The sequence below is a fragment of the Devosia sp. genome (assembly GCF_028290625.1).
Lineage (GTDB): Bacteria > Pseudomonadota > Alphaproteobacteria > Rhizobiales > Devosiaceae > Devosia.
Genome location: NZ_JAQGJM010000008.1, coordinates 128,744 through 151,307 on the forward strand (window position 1 = coordinate 128,744; position 22,564 = coordinate 151,307).

General features: G+C 63.0%; 19 protein-coding genes. 11 read left to right on the top strand and 8 right to left on the bottom strand.

Annotated elements, in window-relative coordinates:
• Nucleotides 1–26 precede the first annotated feature (26 nt).
• From JWR51_RS02800 to JWR51_RS02840, 9 genes are all read left to right on the top strand, one after another.
• On the top strand, nucleotides 27–1,412 hold the full coding sequence (locus JWR51_RS02800) for a substrate-binding domain-containing protein (protein WP_299743375.1): 1,386 nt from the start codon (nucleotides 27–29) through the stop codon (nucleotides 1,410–1,412).
• Complete coding sequence (locus tag JWR51_RS02805) at nucleotides 1,409–1,945, top strand: helix-turn-helix domain-containing protein (protein ID WP_299743377.1); 537 nt, start codon at nucleotides 1,409–1,411, stop codon at nucleotides 1,943–1,945. The genes JWR51_RS02800 and JWR51_RS02805 overlap by 4 nt, the downstream gene beginning before the upstream one ends.
• A 106-nt stretch (nucleotides 1,946–2,051) precedes the next feature.
• Nucleotides 2,052–2,615 carry a cupin domain-containing protein gene (locus JWR51_RS02810; RefSeq protein ID WP_299743379.1) on the top strand — a complete coding sequence of 188 codons (564 nt, stop codon included), beginning with the start codon at nucleotides 2,052–2,054 and terminating at the stop codon, nucleotides 2,613–2,615.
• A gap of 78 nt (nucleotides 2,616–2,693) precedes the next feature.
• Complete coding sequence (gene hisD / locus JWR51_RS02815; protein ID WP_299743380.1) at nucleotides 2,694–4,019, top strand: histidinol dehydrogenase; 1,326 nt, start codon at nucleotides 2,694–2,696, stop codon at nucleotides 4,017–4,019.
• Nucleotides 4,020–4,144: 125 nt separating this feature from the next.
• The gene (ligD, locus tag JWR51_RS02820; protein ID WP_299743382.1) at nucleotides 4,145–6,583 is read left to right on the top strand and encodes a DNA ligase D; all 2,439 of its coding nucleotides are present in this window, start codon (nucleotides 4,145–4,147) and stop codon (nucleotides 6,581–6,583) included.
• 41 nt (nucleotides 6,584–6,624) lie between these two features.
• Nucleotides 6,625–7,527 (top strand): Ku protein, encoded by a 903-nt coding sequence (locus JWR51_RS02825; protein WP_299743384.1) that lies wholly within the window; start codon nucleotides 6,625–6,627, stop codon nucleotides 7,525–7,527.
• Nucleotides 7,528–7,533: 6 nt separating this feature from the next.
• A complete protein-coding gene (locus tag JWR51_RS02830) occupies nucleotides 7,534–8,604 on the top strand; it encodes a tetratricopeptide repeat protein (RefSeq protein WP_299743386.1) in 1,071 nt (356 codons plus the stop codon).
• A 1-nt stretch (nucleotide 8,605) separates the two neighbouring features.
• The gene (locus JWR51_RS02835; RefSeq protein WP_299743388.1) at nucleotides 8,606–9,250 is read left to right on the top strand and encodes an alpha/beta family hydrolase; all 645 of its coding nucleotides are present in this window, start codon (nucleotides 8,606–8,608) and stop codon (nucleotides 9,248–9,250) included.
• 7 nt (nucleotides 9,251–9,257) lie between these two features.
• Complete coding sequence (locus JWR51_RS02840) at nucleotides 9,258–10,031, top strand: exodeoxyribonuclease III (RefSeq protein WP_299743818.1); 774 nt, start codon at nucleotides 9,258–9,260, stop codon at nucleotides 10,029–10,031.
• Nucleotides 10,032–10,045: 14 nt separating this feature from the next.
• Here JWR51_RS02840 and JWR51_RS02845 read toward each other — a convergent pair whose 3' ends face one another.
• The gene (locus JWR51_RS02845) at nucleotides 10,046–10,420 is read right to left on the bottom strand and encodes an acyltransferase (protein WP_299743390.1); all 375 of its coding nucleotides are present in this window, start codon (nucleotides 10,418–10,420) and stop codon (nucleotides 10,046–10,048) included.
• Between the two features lie 445 nt (nucleotides 10,421–10,865).
• Here JWR51_RS02845 and JWR51_RS02850 point away from each other — a divergent pair, with 445 nt between their 5' ends.
• Nucleotides 10,866–11,888 (top strand): LacI family DNA-binding transcriptional regulator, encoded by a 1,023-nt coding sequence (locus tag JWR51_RS02850; RefSeq protein ID WP_299743392.1) that lies wholly within the window; start codon nucleotides 10,866–10,868, stop codon nucleotides 11,886–11,888.
• On the opposite strand, the gene JWR51_RS02855 is transcribed toward JWR51_RS02850, so the two are convergent.
• The 5 genes from JWR51_RS02855 to JWR51_RS02875 form a co-directional block, all read right to left on the bottom strand.
• Nucleotides 11,885–13,030, bottom strand: a complete 1,146-nt coding sequence (locus JWR51_RS02855; RefSeq protein ID WP_299743394.1) for an ATP-binding cassette domain-containing protein — start codon at nucleotides 13,028–13,030, stop codon at nucleotides 11,885–11,887. The genes JWR51_RS02850 and JWR51_RS02855 overlap by 4 nt on opposite strands.
• Before the next feature lie 16 nt (nucleotides 13,031–13,046).
• On the bottom strand, nucleotides 13,047–13,868 hold the full coding sequence (locus JWR51_RS02860) for a carbohydrate ABC transporter permease (protein ID WP_299743396.1): 822 nt from the start codon (nucleotides 13,866–13,868) through the stop codon (nucleotides 13,047–13,049).
• A complete protein-coding gene (locus tag JWR51_RS02865; protein WP_299743398.1) occupies nucleotides 13,858–14,793 on the bottom strand; it encodes a sugar ABC transporter permease in 936 nt (311 codons plus the stop codon). Before JWR51_RS02865 ends, JWR51_RS02860 begins: the two co-directional genes overlap by 11 nt.
• A gap of 82 nt (nucleotides 14,794–14,875) precedes the next feature.
• Nucleotides 14,876–16,327 (bottom strand): ABC transporter substrate-binding protein, encoded by a 1,452-nt coding sequence (locus tag JWR51_RS02870; RefSeq protein ID WP_299743400.1) that lies wholly within the window; start codon nucleotides 16,325–16,327, stop codon nucleotides 14,876–14,878.
• A gap of 40 nt (nucleotides 16,328–16,367) precedes the next feature.
• A complete protein-coding gene (locus tag JWR51_RS02875; RefSeq protein ID WP_299743402.1) occupies nucleotides 16,368–19,058 on the bottom strand; it encodes an alpha-L-rhamnosidase in 2,691 nt (896 codons plus the stop codon).
• A gap of 240 nt (nucleotides 19,059–19,298) precedes the next feature.
• Between JWR51_RS02875 and JWR51_RS02880 the strand changes: the two genes are divergently transcribed.
• Nucleotides 19,299–20,342 carry a C-terminal binding protein gene (locus JWR51_RS02880; RefSeq protein WP_299743404.1) on the top strand — a complete coding sequence of 348 codons (1,044 nt, stop codon included), beginning with the start codon at nucleotides 19,299–19,301 and terminating at the stop codon, nucleotides 20,340–20,342.
• 44 nt (nucleotides 20,343–20,386) lie between these two features.
• Here the strand turns inward: JWR51_RS02880 and JWR51_RS02885 are convergent, their stop codons facing one another.
• The gene (locus tag JWR51_RS02885) at nucleotides 20,387–21,388 is read right to left on the bottom strand and encodes a LacI family DNA-binding transcriptional regulator (protein WP_299743405.1); all 1,002 of its coding nucleotides are present in this window, start codon (nucleotides 21,386–21,388) and stop codon (nucleotides 20,387–20,389) included.
• A 23-nt stretch (nucleotides 21,389–21,411) separates the two neighbouring features.
• Nucleotides 21,412–22,419, bottom strand: a complete 1,008-nt coding sequence (locus JWR51_RS02890; protein WP_299743407.1) for a Gfo/Idh/MocA family oxidoreductase — start codon at nucleotides 22,417–22,419, stop codon at nucleotides 21,412–21,414.
• Nucleotides 22,420–22,564 lie beyond the last annotated feature (145 nt).

Sequence of the window (22,564 nt, forward strand, 5' to 3'; positions counted from 1 at the left end):
CAGCTGAAGTCTCTGGGAGGAGAATGATGCCGGGAACGCAGCGCAGCGGCGTCGATGCCGCCATAGACCTCATCATTGCGCTGACGCGACGGGGCGGCAGCGCCCGCAATGTCGAACTTGCCGGCGAACTCGGCATTCCGCGCGCCAGCTTTCACCGCATCGTTGGCATGCTGGCCGACCAGGGGGTGCTGACGCGCATGCGCGGCAGCATTGCCATCGGCCCGGTCGCGGGAGGCCTGGCCACTACCCTGGCCAAAGCCGGCGACGAGCAGGATCGCAAGCGCGAACGGGTGCTTGGCGAAGCGGTGCGGCCGATCGTTAATCCGTACACCGTCGGCCGTGCGCGACCGCCCGAACTCACCAGCCCTTTCGTCAAGCCGCCACGCCGCCGCTTTCGCATCGGCGTTTCCAACGGCGCCATGGACAACCCATGGCAAGTCGCGATGCTTCACAGCATCGAGTTTGCCGCCTCACGCCTGCAGGGCGAGCTGGAATCGGTCACGGTGGTGCACGCGCACGGGGACGCCCGCAAGCAGGTCGACGACATCGAGAATCTAGCCGGCGGCGGTGTTGATGGCCTTCTCATCAGTGCCGTCTCGCCGCGCGCCCTCATCGGCGTCTCCAAACGTATGGATGCCGCTGGCCTGCCGGTGGTCTTCGTCGAGCGCGGCGGCAATGCCGATCTGGCCTGCGCGAGCTTCGTGACCTCGGACAATACCGCGATCGGGCAGATTACCGCGCAATGGCTGGCCGATACGATCGGTCGCAAAGGCACGGTCCTGATGCTGTACGGGCACGCCGATGCCGAGATGACCCAGAGCCGGCAGGCCACCGCCATGGACATTTTCGCCCGCTTCCCGGGCATCAGGGTGGTCGACACTGACGCCACCCGCTTCAACCGCGAGCTGGCCTACGCGACGGCCGCAGATGCCATCGCGCGGCATGGCGAGGCCATTTCAGGCGTGTGGTGCGATAGCGGGCTCAACAGCGCCGGATCGATCCAGGCCTTCCTCGATGCCGGGTTCGAGCCGGGACACATTCCGCCCCATACTGGCGGCGACCTCAACCTGTCCTACAAGCTTGCGGTGCGCCAAAAGATCCCCATGGCATCCATCGACTACCCGCCCGCCATGGGGATACGGGCCTTCGAGGTCCTGTTGGCGGCGATCAACGGGGTATGGGTGCCCAAGCAGATCAGCATGGCGTCGCGCTTCGTCGCCTCGCGGACATCGTCGAGCAATCCCCTGCGAGCCCAGTTGTGGGCCGAGGATCACGTCCGGTGGGACATGCCAGACGACCTTGTATTCGGCGCCGGACTGGGGCCCGCCTACGATCCGCGCGCCTTCCGCGTCAGCTATCCGGGCAACAGCTATAATCGGTCCGCCGCAAGCCTGGGGGCTGAGACCCGATGAGCAGTGACCAGTCGGCAGGGGTGGCGACCCTGGGCCTGATCCTGTCGCGAATGGCGACGGGAGAACCCCTGAGCGTAAACGCTCTCGTGGCCGACGAGGGCGTTGCCCGCTCCACCGCCTTCGCGGTGGTCAAGCGCATGGTGGAGGCGGGGCTCGTCAGCAAGCAGCCCGACGGACGCCTGGTCCCGGGGACGGCGGCAGGGGCTTTCGCCTATGCGGCCAGCAACCTGGCGCCGCTCCATGGCCGTGCCGTCCCGATCCTGACATGGCTGCGGGACCAGACCAATGCGGGGGTCGAGCTGCAAGCCTGCCAGGGAGCGACCTACCAAACCCTGGCACGGTTCTCCGCATCGCCGGGGAGCGAAAAGCCCAGCGGCGCCCCATTGCTGTTCAACGTCAGGCGTGGCGGCAAGGAGGTCGCGATCCTGCGAATGTTCCGCACCGAGGCGAGCATCGAGGACGCGACCTGCCGGACATTGGCCGCCGAGGCGGTGGATCGGCTCGAGCAGATGCTGGCCGACGAACAGGCTTAACGACTTCGACCGCGATGGCTCAAATGCTGGACTGGATAAGCGACTTGCCGGCTTTGCAAAGCCGAGGAACGACCTATGGTTCACTCAAAACAAGAGAGGAGACACCATGTCCAAAACCGACCCCGAGCTACATTGGTCAAAGCCCAAGGGGATGCTGCCCAATAGCCGGTTCCCGCTGCTGGTTTACCGCGGCGCGGTGGCGGGCGGTGGCGTCGAGGCTGTGCGTACACGCCTGCGAGCCAATTCCTGGCTGAACAACTGGCAATATCCGGGCGTCTATACCTACCCCCATTTCCATTCCACGACGCATGAATGCCTCGCGGTAGCCACGGGGTGGATGGAGCTGGAACTGTTTGGTCGCGGCGGCATCCGCGTGCGGGTGGAAGCGGGCGACATTGTCGTCATGCCCGCCGGCGTCTCGCATATGATGGTGGGGCAGTCCGACGACATCATGATGGTCGGCGGTTATCCGGACGGGCGCGATTGGGACAATATGCAGGAGGACCACCTCACCGAGGAGGGCCGCCGCGCCGCCGCCAAGCGCATCATGATGCTCCCTATTCCGTCGCGCGATCCGGTGACCGGGGAGCCCATGCAGCAGTGGATCGATACGCCCTCATCGGTCGATGCCGAACTCAACGATTTCCGCGACGGGCTCGACCCGGTCTAATTCAAGTCGAGAGGCCGCCGGCCAAGGGCGGCCTCTTCGTGCCTGCTGACCAACAAGAAGAATGTGAAGGAACGTCTCATGCCGACATGGCTGAAGCGCGGTAAGGATGTCGAGGAACGGGCCGAGGCGGATCGCCAGGTTCGGGCTACTGTCGAAGCCATTCTGGGCGACATCGAAAAGCGCGGCGACGCGGCGGTGCGTGAACTGTCGCTCAAGTTCGATAAGTGGGAGCGGACCGACTTCCGCCTCAGCCAGCAGGAAATCGACGGATGCATGGCCCAACTCACGGACCAAGATCTCACCGACATCGAATTCGCCCAAACCCAGGTTCGCAACTTCGCCAAGGCGCAACGCGCCACCATGACGGACCTAACAGTCGAAACGCTGCCCGGCGTAACGCTGGGTCACAAGCACGTGCCGATCAATGCCGTGGGCTGCTACGTTCCCGGCGGCAAGTATCCGCTACTGGCTTCCGCGCATATGTCGGTGATCACCGCCAAGGTGGCCGGCTGCGAGCGGGTCATCACCTGCGCGCCGCCGTTCCATGGCAAACCGGCCCCGGCCGTGGTTGCTGCACAGGCCATGGCCGGTGCGGACGAAATCTACGTGCTGGGCGGCATCCAGGCGATCGGCGCCATGGCCATCGGCACCGAGTCCATTGCCGCCGTCGATATGCTGGTCGGGCCCGGCAATGCCTTCGTGGCCGAAGCCAAGCGCCAGCTCTATGGCCGCGTCGGCATCGACCTGTTTGCCGGGCCGACCGAGACGCTGGTGATCGCCGATGAGACGGTCGATGGTGAAATGTGCGCCACCGATCTGCTCGGTCAGGCCGAGCATGGCCCGACCTCGCCAGCTATCCTCTTGACCAATTCGGAAAAGCTGGCCCGCGAAACAATGGCCGAGATCGAGCGTATTCTGCAGATTTTGCCGACCGGCGAGATTGCCCGCAAATCCTGGGCCGATTTCGGCGAAGTCATCGTTTGCGACAGCTACGAAGAAATGCTGGCCGAAGCCGATCGCATTGCCTCCGAGCATGTGCAGGTGATGACCGACCGCGATATGTGGTTCCGCGACAACATCACCAACTATGGCGCCCTGTTCCTCGGGCCCCGCACCAATGTCGCCTATGGCGACAAGGTCATCGGCACCAATCATACGCTCCCCACCATGAAGGCGGCCCGCTATACGGGGGGGCTGTGGGTGGGCAAATTCCTCAAGACCTGCACCTGGCAGACCGTTACCACCGACGCCGCATCCGCCATGATTGGCGAATACGGCTCGCGCCTCTCCATGCTGGAAGGGTTTGTCGGCCATGCCGAGCAGGCCAATGTGCGCGTGCGCCGCTATGGCGGGCGCAATATCCCCTACGGCACGGGCGCGACACTGCGGGCCGAACGGTCTTGATGCCAGAGCCTTTCGCGCCCAGAACGCAGCATCTTCTGCCCGGGATAGGAAGCCCGGCGCGAGACTACCATGTTCCGCGACGTGGCAGCTTCCCTGTCGTTGAGTTTGCGGTGTAGCCTCGCCTCATGGGCCGACAAAAACTTCAAACCTACCGCGCAAAGCGCGATTTCTCGAAAACCACCGAACCAAGCGGTGGGAGCGAAGGTGGGAGTAGCCGTTTCGTAGTTCATAAACACTCCGCCACGGCCGATCACTATGATCTGCGTCTCGAACTGGATGGGGTGTTGAAGAGTTGGGCGGTGCCGAAAGGGCCATCGCTCAACCCTGCCGACAAGCGGTTCGCGGTGGCGACGGAAGATCATCCGATTGAATATATCGACTTCGAGGGTGTCATTCCCGAGGGGGAGTATGGCGGCGGGCCGATGATCGTCTGGGACACCGGTGAATGGGCGCCTATGGGCGACGCGGTCAAGGACATCGCCAAGGGTAGTTTCAAGTTCCGCCTCGCCGGGCAGAAGCTGAAAGGCGGTTGGATGCTGACGCGCCTCAAGCCCAAGCCGGAGGACAATGGCAAGGTGGGATGGTTGCTGTTCAAGGAACACGACACGGCCATGGATATCGCGATCGATGTCCTGGTGGCGCGACCGGAAAGCGTCAAATCAGGCCGCCGGATCGAAGATCTGGTCGCGGTGCCGCCCCAACGGCAAAAAATCACCAAACCGGCGCCGGGTAAAGCCGGTGGTGCGGTCAAGGCGCCGATGCCGGCGACGATTGAGCTGCAGCTCGCCAGCGCGGCGGATAAGCCACCGCGCCACGACAACCGCACGCCATGGCTCCATGAAATCAAGTTCGACGGCTATCGAACCATGGCCTTTATTGAGCGCGGCGTTGTGCGTCTCATTACCCGAGGCGGACTCGACTGGACCCGGCGCTACGGCGATCTGCCCAAGGCGTTTGCCGCGCTCGATTGCCGCGAGGCAGTCGTTGATGGCGAGATCGTAGTGCTGGACGAGCATGGCATCAGCCGTTTCGGCAAGTTGCAGGATGCCCTGTCGGAGGGTGCCGGCAACAAGCTGGTCTTCTACGCCTTCGATCTCCTCCACCTGGATGGCTGGGACTTGCAGCAGGTTCCGCTGCTCAAGCGCAAGGCGCTACTCGCGCAACTGCTCGGAGGCCACGTGACGGCGCGCTCGGCGCTCCAATATAGCGACCATGTCGAAGGCGATGGCGAAGGCATCTACGGCCTGGCATCCAACCGGGGCCTCGAAGGTATCGTCTCCAAGCGTGCCGACGGCCTGCACGTCGGCGGGCGGTCCTCGAGCTGGCTCAAGGTCAAGGCGTTGAAGACCGGCGACTACGTTATCGCCGGCTACAGCGAGAGCGCGGCCAATGGAGGCATAGGCGCTTTAGCCATGGCGGAATGGGTGGGCGATGACCTGATCTATCGGGGCAAGGTCGGCACGGGGTTCGACGCGACGAACATGGCCCATCTGGTGGACCGACTCGAGAGGCTGCGCATTACGGACAAACTCGACGGTGCACCGAAGGAAATCCTGGCCGTCCGCCCCACGCTCAAGGCGCGCATCCAATACGCAACGATCACCACCGATGGCATGCTGCGCCACGCTGTGTTCAAGGGCCTGCGCGAGGCCGAGCTTTCGACGCCAGTCACGACGCAGCGCAAGCGTATCGTCTCCGACGCCGACCTTGCCGGCATCTGGGTGACCAATCCGACGCGGCGCCTGTTCGGCAAGTCCGGGCCGACCAAGCTCGATATCGCCATCTACTACGCCGCGGTGGGCGATTATATGCTGCCGCATCTGTTCAATCGGCCGGTCTCGCTGTTCCGCTGCCCCAGCGGTAAGCCGCATGACTGTTTCTTTCAGCGCCATCCGTTCACCGGGATGCCAGCGACGCTCAAGAGCTTCGAGACCAAGAACTCCGAGGGTGAGCTCAAATCCTTCCTGACGGTGGAGGATGCCAAGGGCTACCTCGCGCTGGCGCAGTTCGGTATCGTCGAATTCCACGCCTGGGGCACCCATGAGCGGCACCTCGACAAGCCCGATCGCATCATCTTCGACCTCGACCCCGGCGAAGGGGTGGCGTGGCGCGAGGTCGTCAACGCGGCTGTTCATCTGCGGGCCGGCCTGGAGGCAATGGGCTTGGTGCCGTTCGTCAAGACCTCTGGCGGCAAGGGGCTGCATATCGTGGTGCCCATCAACCCCAAGCTGAACTGGAAACAGGCCCACCAGGCCAGTTCCGGTATCGCCAGCAAGCTGGCGGCGACTGGCCCTGATACCTTCGTGACCATCATGGGCGCCGAAAACCGAAAGCGCCGCATCTTCATCGATTACTTCCGCAATGCCCGCAGCGCGACCGCGGTCGCCGCCTATTCGCTGCGCGCAAGGCCGCACCTGCCAGCATCGACGCCAGTCGATTGGCGGGACCTCGAGTCCATCGACTCTCCCGAGGACCTGAATTACTCTACTCTTCCAGGTCTATTAACCACAACAGGCGACCCCTGGGCCGACATTAACGAGTCAGCACGGGACTTGCCTGCATGATTTCTTGTGGTGGAGCAGTAGTGCGCGCGTAGGAGGCGACCATGGCCGCAAGGGCGAGTTGGAAGGGGCATCTTCGACTGAGTTTGGTGAGTTGCCCGGTGAAATTGTATCCGGCGACAAGCACGGCGGAGCGCATCAGCTTCAATCAGTTGCACAAGGACACGCACAACCGGATCAACATGAAGGCGGTTGACCCCGAGCTCGGCTTGGTCGAACGATCCGACCTGGTGCGTGGCTACGAGTACGAGCCCAAGCAATACATCATCATCAGCGATGAAGACATCGACGCGGTGCGCATCGAGTCCAACCACACCATCAGCATTGAGGCCTTTGTCGACAAGGACGATGTCGACGCGGTCTATCAGGACGCGCCGTATTACCTAGTTCCCGATGGCGCCATGGCCGAGGAGACCTTCGGCGTCATCCGCGAAGCCATGATCAAGAGCGGCAAGCTCGCCGTCGCCCGCTTGGTGATGACCAGCCGCGAGCGCGTCGTCACCATCGGCGCGCGCGAGAACGGCATGGTGCTCACCACCCTGCGCAATCCGAGCGAAGTGCGCGGCACCGGCGAATATTTCGGCAATATTCCCTACGGCGATCCCGACCCGGAAATGCTCGAACTGGCCCAGAAGCTGATCGAGCAGAAGGTCAAACCGTTCAATCCCAAGGAATACGAGGACCGCTACGAAGTCGCCCTGATGGCGATGATCCGCGAGAAGCTCAAGGGCCACAACCCCATCATCGCATCGGCGCCGGAGCGCGGCAACGTTATCAACCTGATGGATGCGCTCAAGGCCAGCCTCGGGGAAGCCAAGCCGGCTGCCAAAAGCCAGCCCAAGGCGCCCGTCGTTGCCAAGGAGTCGCCCACGAAGGTATCGCTGAAGGCCGCGCTCGACGCGTCGAAGGCCGCAGCACCGAAGGCGGCGCCCAAGAAGAAGGCCTAGGCCAGAATGCACCTCAAGGGGGAAAGTTTCGGCGTTGTTGGCGCCTTGCGAGCCTTTCCCCTGCGTCTGGCAGTCAGGCGGGTCGAGAGCCTAGGTGCGCGCCTGCATCGCAGCGTCACCCGGGGCACCACGACCGTCGTGTTCGGGCGCACGCTGCTATCCAAGAGCGATGAGGCGGGGATCGAGCAACGGGTCGTGGCAGCACGGCCGCGGCGACTGCTCAGCGAGAACGGGTTTCTGCGCAGCCTGGGCACATTGCCTCCAGTTGCCGCATCCAACATGCTGCGGCAGTCGATCCTCGACCAGTCGGGCCTGAGCGGCGATGTGTTCGACTTGCTGGCATTGTTCGACGGCTTCGAGCATGACGCCGAACCGTTTTCGTTTCGGGATTTGATCCTTGCCAAGAAATATGCCGGCTTGATCGCCAGCGGTGCGAGTTGGAGCGCGATCGCACGGTCGGTGCACCAGATCGGGCCCGTTGGATCACTGACGTCGCTCAGCCTACATTCCGAGGGCAGCGACAAGATCTTGGCCCGCGATGCCCAATCCACGTCCGAGCTGGACGGCCAGCGCTTGCTGCCCATGCCCGATGACGAGGGGGAGGCCGAGGACTATTTTGGCCTGGCGGAAACGGCGGAGGCCGCCGAACTCTATGCCGAGGCGGCGACGCTTTATGCGCATTGCTCCGCCATCGATTCAACCGACGCGACGTCGGCGTTCAATCTGGGCAACTGCCTGCGGGCGATCGGCGCGACCGGCGATGCGGCCACCGCCTATGTCACCGCATTGAAGCGGGATCCGCAATTCATCGAGGCCTGGTTCAACTATGGTGGCCTGCTGCGCGAGCTCGGCAAGGTCGATGCCGCGCGCCATCATCTGGCGCACGCGATCAAGCTGGACCACGACTATGCTGACGCGATCTACAATATCGGCGCTCTGGACTATGAGGCTGGTGACTTGGTTGCAGCGCGCGGGTGGTGGCGGCGGTATCTTGAACTCGACGCCACATCGGACTGGGCCCGGCGCGCGCGGGCGGGTATCGCTGTAGCCGACCAACAGCTTCGGACAGCAGGATAGCATGGTAACCAGTTTCATTTTCGACGGCCCCGAAGACGCCGAAGTCACCATCCTGCTGGCGCATGGGGCGGGGGCGCCGATGGACTCCGGGTCCATGAACGCCACCACCAAGGCGCTCGCCGCGGCCGGCTTTCGCATTGCCCGGTTCGAGTTTGCCTATATGGCCAGCCGGCGGACCGATGCCGGGCGTAAGCCGCCTCCGCGAGCCGACAAGGTGATGCCCGAATTTCTCGCTGCAGTGGACGATCTGGGGCCGACGAATGGTCCGCTGATCATAGGCGGCAAATCGATGGGTGGGCGCGTGGCGAGCATGGTGGCAGGCCCGCTCCATGACGCTGGGCGGATCGCCGGCCTGCTGTGTCTTGGCTATCCGTTTCATCCGCCGGGACAGCCCGAGCAATTGCGCACCAAGCACCTGGTGGACCTGAAGACGCCGAGCCTCATCGTGCAGGGCACTCGCGACGAATTCGGCACCCGCGAAGAGGTGACACGGTACGAGTTGTCGCCGACGATCGAGATTATGTGGCTCGAAGACGGTGATCATGACCTCAAGCCCCGCAAGTCGATCTCGGGGTTCAGCGCGGCCGATCATCTGGCGACTATGGCGGCGTCCGTTGGTGCATGGATCGGGCGCATCGTGCCGTGATGGCGCTGTGAAAGTCGCTACGTTCAACATCAATGGCATCAATCGACGCCTGCCCAATCTCATGGATTGGTTGGCCGACGCGGCTCCGGATGTGGTGTGCCTGCAGGAGCTAAAGGCGACCGACCGGCAGTTTCCCGCGACCGCTATTGCCGATGCGGGCTACGGCGCCGTGTGGCACGGTCAATCCGCGTGGAATGGTGTCGCCATTTTGGCTCGCGGCACGGAGCCGGTGCTGACCCGCACCGGACTTCCCGGCGACCCCGATGACGGCCAGGCCCGCTATATCGAGGCCGCGGTCAACGGCGTGCTCATTGCCTCGCTCTATGCACCCAACGGCAACCCACAGCCGGGCCCCAAATTCAACTACAAGCTCGACTGGACCGAACGCCTGATCGCCCATGCGGGCGAACTCCTCACCACCGGCCTGCCGATCATCTTGGCTGGAGACTACAATATCGTGCCCGAGCCGCGCGATATTTACGCGACGACATCTTACGACACCAATGCCCTGGTCCAGCCGGAGCCTCGTGCCCAATTCGCGCGGCTGCTTGAGCAAGGCTGGACCGACGCCATTCGTAAAAAGCACCCGGACGAGACGGTCTACACGTTCTGGGATTACATGCGGAACCGATGGCCGCGCGATGCTGGGCTCCGGCTGGACCATCTGTTTCTGAGCAAGAAATTGGCAAGACGGCTGGTCGATGCGGGCGTCGATCGCGATGTGCGAGGGCGGGAGGGCGCAAGTGACCACGCGCCCACATGGGCGAACCTGAGAGACTAGCGGAGCCTGGCTGCTCATTGCCAGGCGACGTTCTCGCGGATCATCTTGGCGGGGACACCGGCGACAAGCGTGCGGGGCGCCACGTTCTTGGTGACCACCGAGCCGGCCGCCACGATGGCGCCGTCGCCGATCGTAACTCCCTTCAGGATGATCGAATTGGTGCCGATCCAGACATTGTTGCCGATGACGATGGGGCTTGTCGGCACGTGATCGCCGCCGAGAATGGTGTGGCTGTCGCTATCGCGAATGACGACGCCGTCCGCGATGGCGACGTTGTTGCCGATGGTGATACTTTGGAAGCAGGCGATCGAGCTGAAATTGTTGGCAAAGCCGCTGCCGATCCTGAGGGTCGCGCCGCTGTCGACGACGATGCGTGAACCGGTCGCCATTGAGAAGTCGCCACTTACCTCCAGCGTCGCTCTGTCCCACACGGACAGCAGCGTCCGGTAGCTGCAATATGCCGGCCAGCGGGTCCCGACGCTGAGTGATCCGGAGCCGGTCAATGTGGCGGATGGTCGGACATAAACTCTGGAATTGTGAAAAACCCGAAATTTTGGGCCGTTGCGATGTCCTAGTCTCAAGGCAAAGGTGCGAATGAGGTCCATTGACAGGGCTTGGGCTATCTTGCGGTGCATGTCGTCCAATCTCGCCAAGGTGGTGCTGAAATGTACCGACCTCCGAACATCACGGCGGTAAATAAAACGGTGTAGGATCGCAAATCCGGGGACCAGATTGACCCGGGGGAAACGTTGCCGCGAGTGCTTTTCGGGCAAGCAATCATCGTGCCCCATGCTACAATGATGACGTTTTCATTTTGGGGAATTGAAGAAGGCCATGGGACGGCGACCGACGATCAGGGATGTGGCATCGGCCGCTGGCGTATCGATGGGAACCGTGTCGCGGGTGGCGGCCAAACTGAACACAGTCAGCCCCGAAACCCGCCATCGCGTCGAGCAAGCAATGCGCACGCTTGGCTATGTGCCCAATATCGCCGCCCGGACCATGCGCACGAACCGGACCAAGATCGTCGGCCTGTTGCTGCCGGATCTGGCGAATACGGTTTTCCTGCTGCTGGCCAAGGCGGCCGAGCGGTTGCTTGGCTCTGAGGGCTACACGCTCTTCCTCTACTCCTCGGAACGCTCGCCGACGCGCGAAATCGAATTCCTCGAGCTGGCATCGCGCTATCGCATGGACGGGCTGATCGTTAGCCTCTCCGACGAGACCAACCAGTCGGTCGTGGAGGCGCTGTCGAAGATGGAATGTCCAATCGTGCTGCTGGATCGCGATACCCCGATCCGGGCCGATGTGGTGTTCTCCGAGCATGCCGAGGCGATGCAGCGCGTGACCGCCCATCTTATCGAGTTGGGGCATCGCAGGATCGCGCTGATCACCGCGCCGCTGGGTATCCGGCCTGGACGCGAACGTGTGTTGGGCTACCGCGCGGCGCTGCGCGATGCTGGTTTGAGCATCGACGAGACGCTGATCGGCCACGACTACCAGACGAGCAAATACGGCTTCTCCAAGGCGCTGGAAATGCTGCGGCGGCCGGTGCCTCCCACGGCCGTCATCGCGGGTGGCGACGAGATTTTCTACGGCGTGCTCCGCGCGGCGCGGCAGCTCAACCTCGCCATACCGGGGGACGTGTCGATCGTGGGGGCCGACAACCGCATGCTGTCCGACGTCGTCACGCCGATGATCACCATCATCGACCGGGACATGGAGCAGGTCGGCGACACGGCCGCAGACATGCTGATCCGGCGCATGAACGGGCAGGGGGGCGAACCGGTGCATGTTCATCTGCCCAGCGAAGTCATCCTGCGCAACTCGACCGCCAAGCCGCGCCCCGATCTGGTCTAGGCGATGGCGGCGGCGAGCTGGGTTTGCAGGTTCTCGTTATCAACCTGCAGCCGGCGCCGGGCGCGTCCCTCAGTGTCGAAAAGATAGAGATCAGCGCGGTTAAGGGTGAATGTCGCTTCGCTACCGCGATCGACACGCAGCGCCCGATGCAGGTGCGCAACGAGCTCTCGCTCCTGCTGGGCGATGTGACCGTACCAGTACGATGCGTGTCCCATATATTCGACCACCGTGGTCAGCCCGGTGATCCTGACCTCTTCGGAGCCGCGATAGTGCAGGTCCTCGGGGCGAATGCCGATTTCGATTTCGTCGCCGGCCTTAAGGCCATCGGGTTCGCACGGCACCTCGATGATGCCAGGGGCGACGCCGGGCACCGAGACACTGACGCTTTCGGCGGTGACGCCCTGCACCGTGCCGTGCAGGAACTGCATGCGCGGCGAGCCGATAAAGCCGGCCACGAAGCGGTTGGCGGGCTGGTAGTAAACCTGCAGCGGGGTGCCCACTTGCTGTACCTGGCCCAGATGCATGACGATGATCTTGGTGCCCAGCGTCATGGCCTCGATCTGGTCGTGGGTGACGTAGATCATGGTGGCCGCCAGGCTATCGTGCAGCTTGGCGAGCTCGAGACGCATCTCCACCCGCAGTTCGGCATCGAGGTTGGACAGTGGCTCGTCGAACAGGAAAACCTTGGGCTCGCGCACGATGGAACGGCCGATGGCGACGCGCTGGCGCTGCCCGCCCGACAGGTTCTTCGGCAGGCGATCGAGATAGGGCTCTAGCTTGAGAATGCGCGCGGCATTGGCGACGCGCTCCTTGATCAGCGCCTTGGATTCCCCGCGCATGCGCATGCCGAACGAGATGTTCTTGGAGACGCTCAAGTGCGGAAACAGCGCGTAGGACTGGAACAGCATGCCGACGCCGCGCTCGGCGGCGGGCGTTGTGTTCATCACCGCGCCGCCAATGCTGATGTCGCCGCGCTGGTGTTCCTCAAGGCCCGCGATGACACGCAGCAGCGTCGACTTCCCGCAGCCGGATGGTCCCAGGATCACGGCGAAATCGCCGTCGTCGATCTCGACATTGATGTCCTGCAACACCTGTACGCGGCCGTAGAACTTGTCGATATTTTGCAGCGATACAGTTGCCAACTTGGTGTCTCCAGTGTCAGATGCCTTCGATGCCCTTGATGAATTTACGCACCACGGCGACGAAGATGACCATTAATGGAATCGACACCGAAACGTAGGCGGCGAACAGCGCGCCATAGTCGACCTGGTGCTCGCCTTTGAACCCTAGCGCGGCGACGGCGACGGGCATCTTGGTGGCGTCGCCCACGGTGATCAGCGGCCAGAGCAATTCGTTCCAGGTGAACAGCAGATCGAGGATCGCGACCGTGCCCAGTCCCGGCAATGCCAGCGGCAGGGCGACAAACAGCAGGAGCTGGACTTCATTGGCGCCCTCGATCCGCGCTGCCTGGAACAGCTCGCCCGGCAGCCGTTCAAAGAACAGGCGCATGATGTAGATGCCGATGACGATCTCGAACCCGGCGAAAGGCAGGATCAGCGCCCAGGGCGTGCCCAGCAATTTGAGGGCTTTGACTTCCACGAACAGCGGCACCAGCGTCAAAACGCCGGGGATCATCAGCAGGGCAACGACGCACAGGAATGCCACGTTCTTGCCGGGAAATTTCATCCGCCCGAAGGTGTAACCGCCCAGCAGCGACAGGATGAGCACGATGACCAGCGTGCCGAAGGAATACTGAGCCGAATTGAGGATGGCGACCGAAACCTTGGGCCAGACCTGGGCATAGTTGGCCCAGTCAAACGGGAAGGTGAACCACCAATAGTTCTCGAAAAACTGGTTCGGCGATTTCACCGAAGTCGCCAGCAGGAACAGGAAGGGATACCAGGTCAGCGCCGCCAGAATGAGCAGTGCGAACTGTTGGGGTACGGCGTAGCGCTTGAGCGCCCTGAACTCAGTCGACATCGTAGGCACTCCGATAGCGCAACCACATCGAGATGGCGGTGAAGATGAGCCCGACGCCCAGCATGACCACGCCGACCGCGCAGGCCTGGCCGAACTTGCCGTAGTCAAAGGCGGTTCGGTATAGGTAATAGGCCGGCAATTCGGTCGAGGTGCCGGGACCGCCGCGGGTCAGGATCAGTTGCGGCTCGGTGGTCTGTAGTCCTTCCAGGATCAGCAGCACGGCGACGAAGACGATGCCACCGCGCAGCATCGGCAAATCGACATTCCAGATCCGCTTCCAGATCGAGCAGCCCTCGAGCTGGGCCGTTTCGATGATGTCGCGCGGCAGGCCCTCGAGCGAGGCAACGAAGATCAGGAAGGCGAGCGAGGAAACGAAGGGAAAGCCGATAAAGGCCAGGGCGCCCAGTGCCGTTGACGATTGCCCAAGCCAGGGCTGCTGCCAGGCACCCAGGCCAATGAGATTGAGCGCTTCGTTGATCAGCCCGACCTGCGGGTCATAGATGAAGGCCCACATCAGGTAGATCACCGAGCGCGGCACCACCAAAGGGATGACGAAGGCGATTTTCCAGAACATGCGCACCCGTTCGTTGCGAATGCTGAAGATCAATTCGGCGGCGATGAAGGCAAACAGCAGGACCGCGATGGTGCGCAGCGAAGTGTATTTCGCCATGTTGACGAAGGCGTCGCGAAAGACGTTGTCATTGAACAGGTCGGTGAAGTTCTTGAAGCCGATAAAGGCGTCCTTCTTGCGCCCGTCCCAGTTGGTCAGGGAGTGGTAAAAAGCCGAGAAGGTCGGGATATAGCGGAAGATGATCAGCTCTGCGGCGACTGGCAGCAGGAACAGGAATGGTACCCAGCGCGAGGTGAGGCGCAGGCGGCTCCTGGGCACCGACACGCTCGCCTGCTCGATCGCGACGCTGGTCATGCTGGGCCTCCGGTTCGGGAACTAAGCGATGTCACAATAATGCGGAGCGCTCGCCTTGTGAACAAGCGCTCCACGGGAGCCGTTACTGGTTGCACCAATCCCAGCTATTGGCCTCGCACTGATCGGCCACGGCCTTGTCGAGCAGGGCCTGGTACTGGGTCTTCATCTCGTCCCGCGAGATTTCGCCCAGCATGAAGCTCTGCAGCAGCCGGTTGTGCGGCGTGCCATACTGCTCGCCATTGTAGCGGCTGACGGCATCGGTGATGCCACGTTCCGGCAGTTGCGAGATGGCCGAGAACCCCTTGGCGACCTCGGCCGGCTCGACCCCCTTGATGACCGGCAGATTGCCTTCGTCATATCCGGCAATGCGCTGAGCCTGCGCCGGCGCGGTGAGGAACTTGAGGAAATCGACCGACGCATCGAGCGTGCCTCGATCGGCCGCGCCCGAGGAGATGCCGAACTGGCCGCTCGAGGACGGGCCACCGACCCGATAGATGGTGGGCTGGGTCAGGTACTTACTGTTCTCGTTGGTGAAGGGCGGGAAATACGTCGTCGTCACCGAGAACTTGGCCGTATCGCGTACCGTCGGGGCATTCCAGGTGCCGAGCCAGGCCATGGCGACCTTGTCGTTGAAGAACAGGTTCATGATCTGGTCGAGGCTGGTAATGCCCGCGAAGCCTTCGACGAGGCAGTTGTCGGTCACTTCCTTGGTAAGATCGAGGAAGGTATCGAAGCGTGGGTCCGTGGTGCTGAACTTGCCGTCATGGGTGGCCTTGGCCATTTCTTCGGGCGTCAGCTGGCGGTCCTTCATGAACGGATTTTCGTAGGCAGGCAGGTGCCAGCTCGGAATCTGATCAGCGAAGGCAGCGCTGATCAGCAGCGTATCGAGCCACTGGTCGGTGCTCCAGCCCGGGGTCGCGAAGACGCCCAGCGGCTGGATGCCCTTGGCCTTCAAATCCTTGCAGCTCTTGATGAAGTCGGTCCAGCTCGCCCAGTTGGTATCGATGCCGTTGGCCTTCATCAGGTCGTTGTTGATGAACAAGCCCGTCTCCACCCAATTGGTGTTGACCTGGTACCAGTTGCCGTCCGGCGCGCGGATTTGGGCTTTCACATTGTCGAAGAACTCGTCGTTCCACTTATCGTGGCCCGGCTGGCCGGTGGGGATGTAGTCGTTGGGGCCATCTAGGTACTCGTTGAGGGCCGTCCAGCGGTCCGCCTCGGCATTGCGGGTGTAATAGTGCGACCAGCCGATATCGGGCTCATCGCCGGCCGCGTAACGGGTCGACAGCCAGGCGAAATAGGTCGACTGGTCGCCGCCGAGCCACGGCACTGGCTCGATCTTGGTATCGGGATGCAGCTTTTCGTAGTCGGCAATGATCGCGTCCATAGTTTCCTTGGAGCGCGGATCGGAGTCAGGGGCGTAAAGCTGGCCCATATAGATTTTGACAGTGGTTTGGGCATAGGCGGCCCCTGTCAGCGCAGTGAGACCCAGCAGGCCCATCGTCAGGCCCTTGGCGAGTATACTCAGTCGCATTCTCTTCCTCCCTAGTTGAACGTGTCTTAGGCACTCCCCGTCATGCGGCCAGGCGCAAGGTGACCGTGCGGCGGCCGGGACTGACCGGCAGCCCTTCCTGGCTCAGGCTGCGCGCCGCCTCCTCGCGACTCAATGCGCGGTCGTCCATGGTGATATCGGCCGCGCCCGCCGGCAGCTTCAGCCGCGCTTTGGTTCCGGGCGGGGTGGTGAACGAATAGGTGACCCGACCCTCATTATCGACCTGCCAGCCGGCTTCGATGCGGCCGTAGCGCGTGTCGTGGCTCGCTTGGAGCGGCGCCAGTTCGGCATGGAATTCGGGGGCGATAATGATGGAGCCGAAGCCCGGCGCCTGCGGGTCAGCCTGGATGCCGGCCAGATGATGATAGAACCAGTAGACCACCGCCCCATAGGCATAGTGATTGTAGGAGTTCATCGAGGTTGCGGGCGTGCCCTCGAGGTCGATACCGTCCCAACGCTCCCAGATCGTCGTGGCGCCGCGCTTGACCTGATAGAGCCAGCCCGGGCTGGTCTCGACCAGCAGCAGCTTGATGGCGATATCGTGCAGCCCGATCTTGGAGAGGGTGGGCAGCAGTTGCGCGGTGGCGATGATGCCGGTGCCCAGTTGCAGGCCGGGCTCGTTGAGGCCGCCGGTGCGATAGATGGCCCTCTTGAAGTCCTCGATCGCCTTGTCGTGCCACTGCTCGGGGATCAGGTCGTTGGCGAAGGCAAACACATAGGCGCCCTGTGAATTGTAGAGCAGCCGGCCGGTTGGGGTGATGAATTCGCGCTGGAATGCAGCCTTGATCTTGTCGGCCAGGGCCTCGTGTTGCTCGGCAATGGCCGTTTCGCCCAGAATGCGGGCGGCGCGCGCCACAGTGCGGGTCGAGGCGAAGTAATAGGCCGTGGCGACGAAATCATCGCCGGTATTGGGATTGGGTTTGACGGTCGAGCCCTGCGGCTGGACCCAGTCGCCAAAGGTGAAGCCGCGCTCGACGATCCGCGTTGGTGGATGCCGCACGCCGTCGGGTGACATACTGGTGAGGTAGCCGATCCAGCGCACCATGGCGGGCAGGTTCTCGGCCAGGATATCGCGGTCGCCGGTGAAGGTCCAAACCGTCCACGGCACCGCGCAGATCGCGTCGCCCCAACAGGCGCTGCCATAGAAATTGGGCATATTGGCTTCGTGGTAGCGATTGGGATGCGGCACGACATGGCTGATGGCGCCGTCCTCGCGCTGGTCAGCCACCATGTCGCGCAGCCACTTGCGGAAGAACGGGGCGGTATCACGCAGGTAAGAGGCAGTGGGCGAGAAAATCTGCGCGTCGCCGGTCCAGCCCAGGCGCTCGTCGCGTTGCGGACAATCCATCGGCACGTCGAGGAAATTGCCGCGCAGGCTCCAACGGGCATTCTCATGCAGCCGGTTGATCAGCGGATTGCTGCAGGAAAAGCTGCCGGTTTCGACGAGGTCGGAAGTGAACGGCACGGACTCGATCGACACCAGCCGGGCCTGGCCGGTGATCGTCACCCGGGCGTGGCGAAAGCCCATGAAGGTGAAAACCGGCTGGTAGCTTTCTTCGCCACCGCCCTTGAGCGTGTAATCGAGCTGCACCTTGGCGCCACGAAAGCTGGTGCTGTTGAGGTCCTTGCCCTCGGCATCGAGAATTTCGGCGAAATTGACCCGCACCGTGGCGCCGCGTTCGCCCGAGAGGGTGAGCTTGACCGCGCCGGCGACATTCTGGCCGAAATCGACCAGCGTGACGCCCGGCCCGATCGATCGCTGATCGACCGGTTGCAAATGCGGAAGCTCACGAATGGGCGGAGCCTCCTGGGCCACCAATGTCGATTTATCTAGTGGCAATACATCGACGCCGCCAACCGGGCCGGTCTCGCCCTCGAGGCGCGCATCATAGATCTCGCCGGGATAGATGCCCGACATCAGCACCGGCGTCAGGCCGCTGGTCCAACTGCTGTCGGTCACCACCGATCGCGCTGTGCCGGCCTCGTCAACCATGCGCAGTTCGGCGAGGCACCCGACGCGATCGCCATAGGCGTTGACGATGCGATGAGCGGGCCAGCAGATTTCGCCCCTATACCAGCCATCGCCAAGCCAGACTTCGATGGAATTGTCGCCCGCCTGCAAGTGCTCGGCGATGTCATAGGTGAGATAGCCAAGGCGCTCGCGATAGGAGGTCCAGCCGGGCGTCAGCTCATCCGCCCCGACGCGCAGCCCATTGATAAAGCAGCGAAATATCCCGAAACTGGTGATGTAGAGGCGGGCGCTGGCCGGTTTGCTGGCCAGCGTGAACCGCTTGGCCACTGACGGCGCCTGCTTCTCGGCGCCCGGATCGGTCTGCGGGCCGATCATCTCGCCGCGGCAGTCGGCGGCGGACAGTTTGGCGGTTTCGAACCAGGCTGGCTCGCTGCTGGCCTCGGCGCCGGCGTCGCCCCAAATCCTGACGCGCCAATAATAACGCTGATGGGCGGAGAGTGGCCCCTGGTAGTCGACATGCTGCGAGCTGTCGCTCACAACACGCCCCGTGGTCCAGACCATCGAGCCGGCGGCGAAGTCCGACGTTGTCGCGACCTCCAGCTCATAGGCGATCTGACGCTGCGCGCTCCAGTCCGTGGGCAGGTGCCAGCCGAGGTTTTTCGGCGCGGCATCTACGACTGGTGGCTGCGGCGCAATCAGCGTCAACGGCATCTCTTCCCCCTCCGGCTTCGTCTCGGACACTCTTTGGCGTCTCGTTGTCCCAACTCTGCCCAACGATAATGTAAACGTCAACATCCAAGATTACGATTGTCGATCGCCATACGCCGCAAAGCCGAACAAGCAGCCGCAATTAGGGGCGCCAATGAACAATTATTGACGGAGGCCAAATGAGAACGTAAGCATTGAAAGCCTCCATGACCGGAAAATCGGCCGGGAGGCGGAGGCGGGGAAGTTGCGTCCGCGTCGCAATGGGGGGACAAAATGGCAAGCCGTTTCCGCATCCTGACGCCGGATGCGCAATATGCCGACGACGCCGAAATCGAGCGCAACACCGCCGGCAGCGACGTGAGCTGGGACATTTTCCGCGAGCGCGTCGATAGCCGCAAAGTGCCCGATGCGGTGTTTGCCGCGGCCGATGCGATCATCGTCTGGCATGAGGTGCCGATCGACGCCGAGTTGGTCCGGCGCATCCCCAATTGCCGCATCATCGTGCGCGCCGGCGTCGGCTTCGATCACATCGATCTCAAGGCGACCGGCGAGGCCGGTATTCCGGTGGCCAATACCCCCGATTACGGCACCAGCGAGGTTGCCGATCACGCCATCGGCCTGATGTTGGCGCTCTGCCGCGGCATCACGACGTTTCACCAGCAGCTACAAGCTGACCCCATCGGCAATTTCGATTCGGGTCGGGCACCGCTGGTTCGCCGCATCCGGGGACGCATCTTTGGCGTAGTGGGGCTGGGCCGGATCGGCATTGCCACCGCCATCCGGGCCAAGGCTTTCGGCATGCGGGCGATCGCCTACGATCCTTATGCGCCCGCGGGCATGGAAATCGCCGCCGGCGTGGAGCGGGTCGATAGCCTCGCCGACCTGCTCGCCTTGAGCGATGTGGTCAGCCTGCACTGCCCGCTGACCTTGGAAACGCGCGATCTCATCGACGCGGAGGCGCTCAGGTTGATGAAGAGCGATGCCATCCTGATCAACACCGCCCGCGGCGCGATCGTCGATATTCCCGCACTCATCGCTGCGGTGGCATCGCGGCAGATCGGCGGCGCGGGCATCGATGTGTTGCCCATCGAACCGCCACTACCTGACGATGCCTTTTCGATTGCCTATCGCGACCTCGGCGCCAGCAAGCTGCAGGACCGCTTCATCGTCACCCCGCACGCGGCATGGTCCAGCCCCGAAAGCCGCGCTGACGCCCGTCGCCTGTCGGTGCAGACAGCAATGATGTATCTGCAGACCGGCAAGCTGCGCAATTTGGTCAATGGCGAATATTTGCGCGATCGACGGACGCTGGGATAACGCCACTGCTGCTTTTTGGGGCCTCGAGCCGGTGCGGCTCAACCCTAGTGCCTGGGGAATTCTCCGGTGCTGCGGCCCCAGCGCACCATGCAGTCGACGACGCGTTGTTGGGGTTCGCTGGCCGGGGTAAGGCTGATGAATTGGGCCAGGGCATCGCTGACGATGCCGGCCGGAGGCAGGATGGTAGTGATGGAATGGCTGTCCCAATTGGATAGCGACACCCCGTCATGACCCACGATGGCAACGTCGTCCGCCACCTTGAGGCCAAGCAGGGCCGCCGCGTCCTTGGCGCCGATCGCCATCAGGTCGTTGGCGCAAACCAGCACGTCCGGGCGCAGGCGCCGCAGCAGCAAGGCGGCCTCCTTGTAGCCTGACTCGTAAGAGTAATCGCCGTGCTCGACGATTTCGAAGGCCATGCCGTGCCGCGCCAGAGCGTCGGCGAACCAGCGCATGCGCTGCTTGTCGATATGGCTGGAGGCGCGGCCCGACAGATAGACGAAATGCCGTCGGCCCTGGCCCACCAGATGATCGACGATCTGGGCCGTAGCCGCCGTCGCATCGAGCCTGACGTCGAACAGGGCGCGGCCTTCCAGTGGCTCCGACGAGGCGACGATCAGCGTCGCGGAGCGGAAAATGTCGAGCGCATCATCCACCGAAACCGCGTCGGAATAGAGCACCACGTGATCGACCTGGTAGGTCGAGGCGATGCGCATCAAGTGGCCGCGGTCCTCGTGATTGGCGCAGCACAGCAGCAGCGGCATAAGCTCGCGCTCCTGCAGGCGGTGGATCAGCAGATCCAGCCCCTCGGCCTCGGCCGGATTAGCGACGGTATTGACCACCAGCGCGACCAGCCGCGAGCGGCTGTTGTTGAGCGAGCGGGCCATGGCATTGGGGCGAAAGCCATGTTCGGCGGCGAGCGCCAGGACGCGCTCGCGGGTTTCCGGCTTGATGCGCGGATCGTTGGAGAAGGCACGCGAGATCGTCGCGGATGACACGCCGGCAAGCTTGGCCAATTCGACCGATGTGAGCCCCTTACGGCGAATCATGAGCGTTCCCTGGCGACCTCCGATCAGGCCGCGCCCGTATCTATCGCAATTGCCTCGCCGTCGCGAGCGGCGGATGCCTTGATGGCGTCCCACAGCCGTGCGAACCGCAGGCCATTTGCCACGGTGGATGGATTGGCCATGCGGCCGTCGCGTACGGCCTGGAAGGTGTGCATCGGGGTATCGCGGATCTCGCTTTCCTCGCGCAGCTCGGCGACGCCCTCGACCGTGACTTCGCGCCACTTGCCCCAGGCATCGATGCGGATGATGGCCTTGGTGTAGAAGAACGTGATGGCGGATTCGCAGCCCGGAGGGCCATCGCCGGCAGCGTTAAAGGTGACCAGCGCGCCATTGGCGAGGCGGGCGGCGACGGCGCAGACCAGGTCGACCTTGAGGCCGCGATTGTTGGTGAAGGCGCTCAACCGCTCGAACTCGCTGTCGGCGAGCACGCAGACGGTGTTCATCATATGAGCGCCGGTGTCGAACATGAAGCCGCCGCCGGAAATGGCCGGGTTCTGCTTCCACTGGCCGGCATAATTCTTGGCCCAGCCTTCCCAGATCGAGGCGTTGACGCTGACCAGGTCGCCGAAATCGCCGCGACGGGCGCGATCCTTGGTGTCGTGGACGAGGGGCGAGAGACCACCCTGGAAGGCGATGACCACGGTTTTGCCGGTGCGCTTTTCGGCTTCGACCAGTGCCAGGGCTTCATCGACGGTGGTGACCATCGGCTTTTCCAGCAGCAGGTCAAAACCCGCCTCGATCACAGCCAGCGCGTTGGCGCCGTGGAACACGTGCGGGGTGGATACATAGACCGCATCCATCTTGCCGGCCTGGGCTTTAAGCATGGCTTCGGCATCGGGGTATTCGGTCGGGCGGGCCTTGCCGGCGGCTTCGACGACATCGCCAAAGCGTTGACGCGACAGGATACTGACCTCCGCGGTGGCGACGATATCGACGTCGCTCATCGCCGCCCAACCACGCGCATAATCGGCCGCCTTGAGGCCGGCTCCGATGACACCCAAACGCAAAACCATGTCGCAAATCCTCCCGTTTGCGGACACGTGTACATCACCCGACAAAGCCTCGTAAACGGCAAAATGACCGAAAAATGCGAAGCACACACAAAATGGAAGAAGTGTTCGATTTTCTCTTGCCGCAAAAATGTAAGCGTGTACATTG

Bases quoted from the DNA above. Each gene is read 5' to 3' on its own strand.
- JWR51_RS02845 (WP_299743390.1), bottom strand. From the start codon at position 10,420: ATGGCGACCGGTTCACGCATCGTCGTCGACAGCGGCGCGACCCTCAGG.
- hisD (WP_299743380.1), top strand. From the start codon at position 2,694: ATGCCGACATGGCTGAAGCGCGGTAAGGATGTCGAGGAACGGGCCGAG.
- JWR51_RS02810 (WP_299743379.1), top strand. From the start codon at position 2,052: ATGTCCAAAACCGACCCCGAGCTACATTGGTCAAAGCCCAAGGGGATG.
- JWR51_RS02805 (WP_299743377.1), top strand. From the start codon at position 1,409: ATGAGCAGTGACCAGTCGGCAGGGGTGGCGACCCTGGGCCTGATCCTG.
- JWR51_RS02800 (WP_299743375.1), top strand. From the start codon at position 27: ATGCCGGGAACGCAGCGCAGCGGCGTCGATGCCGCCATAGACCTCATC.
- JWR51_RS02850 (WP_299743392.1), top strand. From the start codon at position 10,866: ATGGGACGGCGACCGACGATCAGGGATGTGGCATCGGCCGCTGGCGTA.
- JWR51_RS02890 (WP_299743407.1), bottom strand. From the start codon at position 22,419: ATGGTTTTGCGTTTGGGTGTCATCGGAGCCGGCCTCAAGGCGGCCGAT.
- JWR51_RS02880 (WP_299743404.1), top strand. From the start codon at position 19,299: ATGGCAAGCCGTTTCCGCATCCTGACGCCGGATGCGCAATATGCCGAC.
- JWR51_RS02830 (WP_299743386.1), top strand. From the start codon at position 7,534: ATGCACCTCAAGGGGGAAAGTTTCGGCGTTGTTGGCGCCTTGCGAGCC.
- JWR51_RS02825 (WP_299743384.1), top strand. From the start codon at position 6,625: ATGGCCGCAAGGGCGAGTTGGAAGGGGCATCTTCGACTGAGTTTGGTG.
- JWR51_RS02835 (WP_299743388.1), top strand. From the start codon at position 8,606: ATGGTAACCAGTTTCATTTTCGACGGCCCCGAAGACGCCGAAGTCACC.
- JWR51_RS02870 (WP_299743400.1), bottom strand. From the start codon at position 16,327: ATGCGACTGAGTATACTCGCCAAGGGCCTGACGATGGGCCTGCTGGGT.
- JWR51_RS02860 (WP_299743396.1), bottom strand. From the start codon at position 13,868: ATGTCGACTGAGTTCAGGGCGCTCAAGCGCTACGCCGTACCCCAACAG.
- JWR51_RS02885 (WP_299743405.1), bottom strand. From the start codon at position 21,388: ATGATTCGCCGTAAGGGGCTCACATCGGTCGAATTGGCCAAGCTTGCC.
- JWR51_RS02865 (WP_299743398.1), bottom strand. From the start codon at position 14,793: ATGACCAGCGTCGCGATCGAGCAGGCGAGCGTGTCGGTGCCCAGGAGC.
- ligD (WP_299743382.1), top strand. From the start codon at position 4,145: ATGGGCCGACAAAAACTTCAAACCTACCGCGCAAAGCGCGATTTCTCG.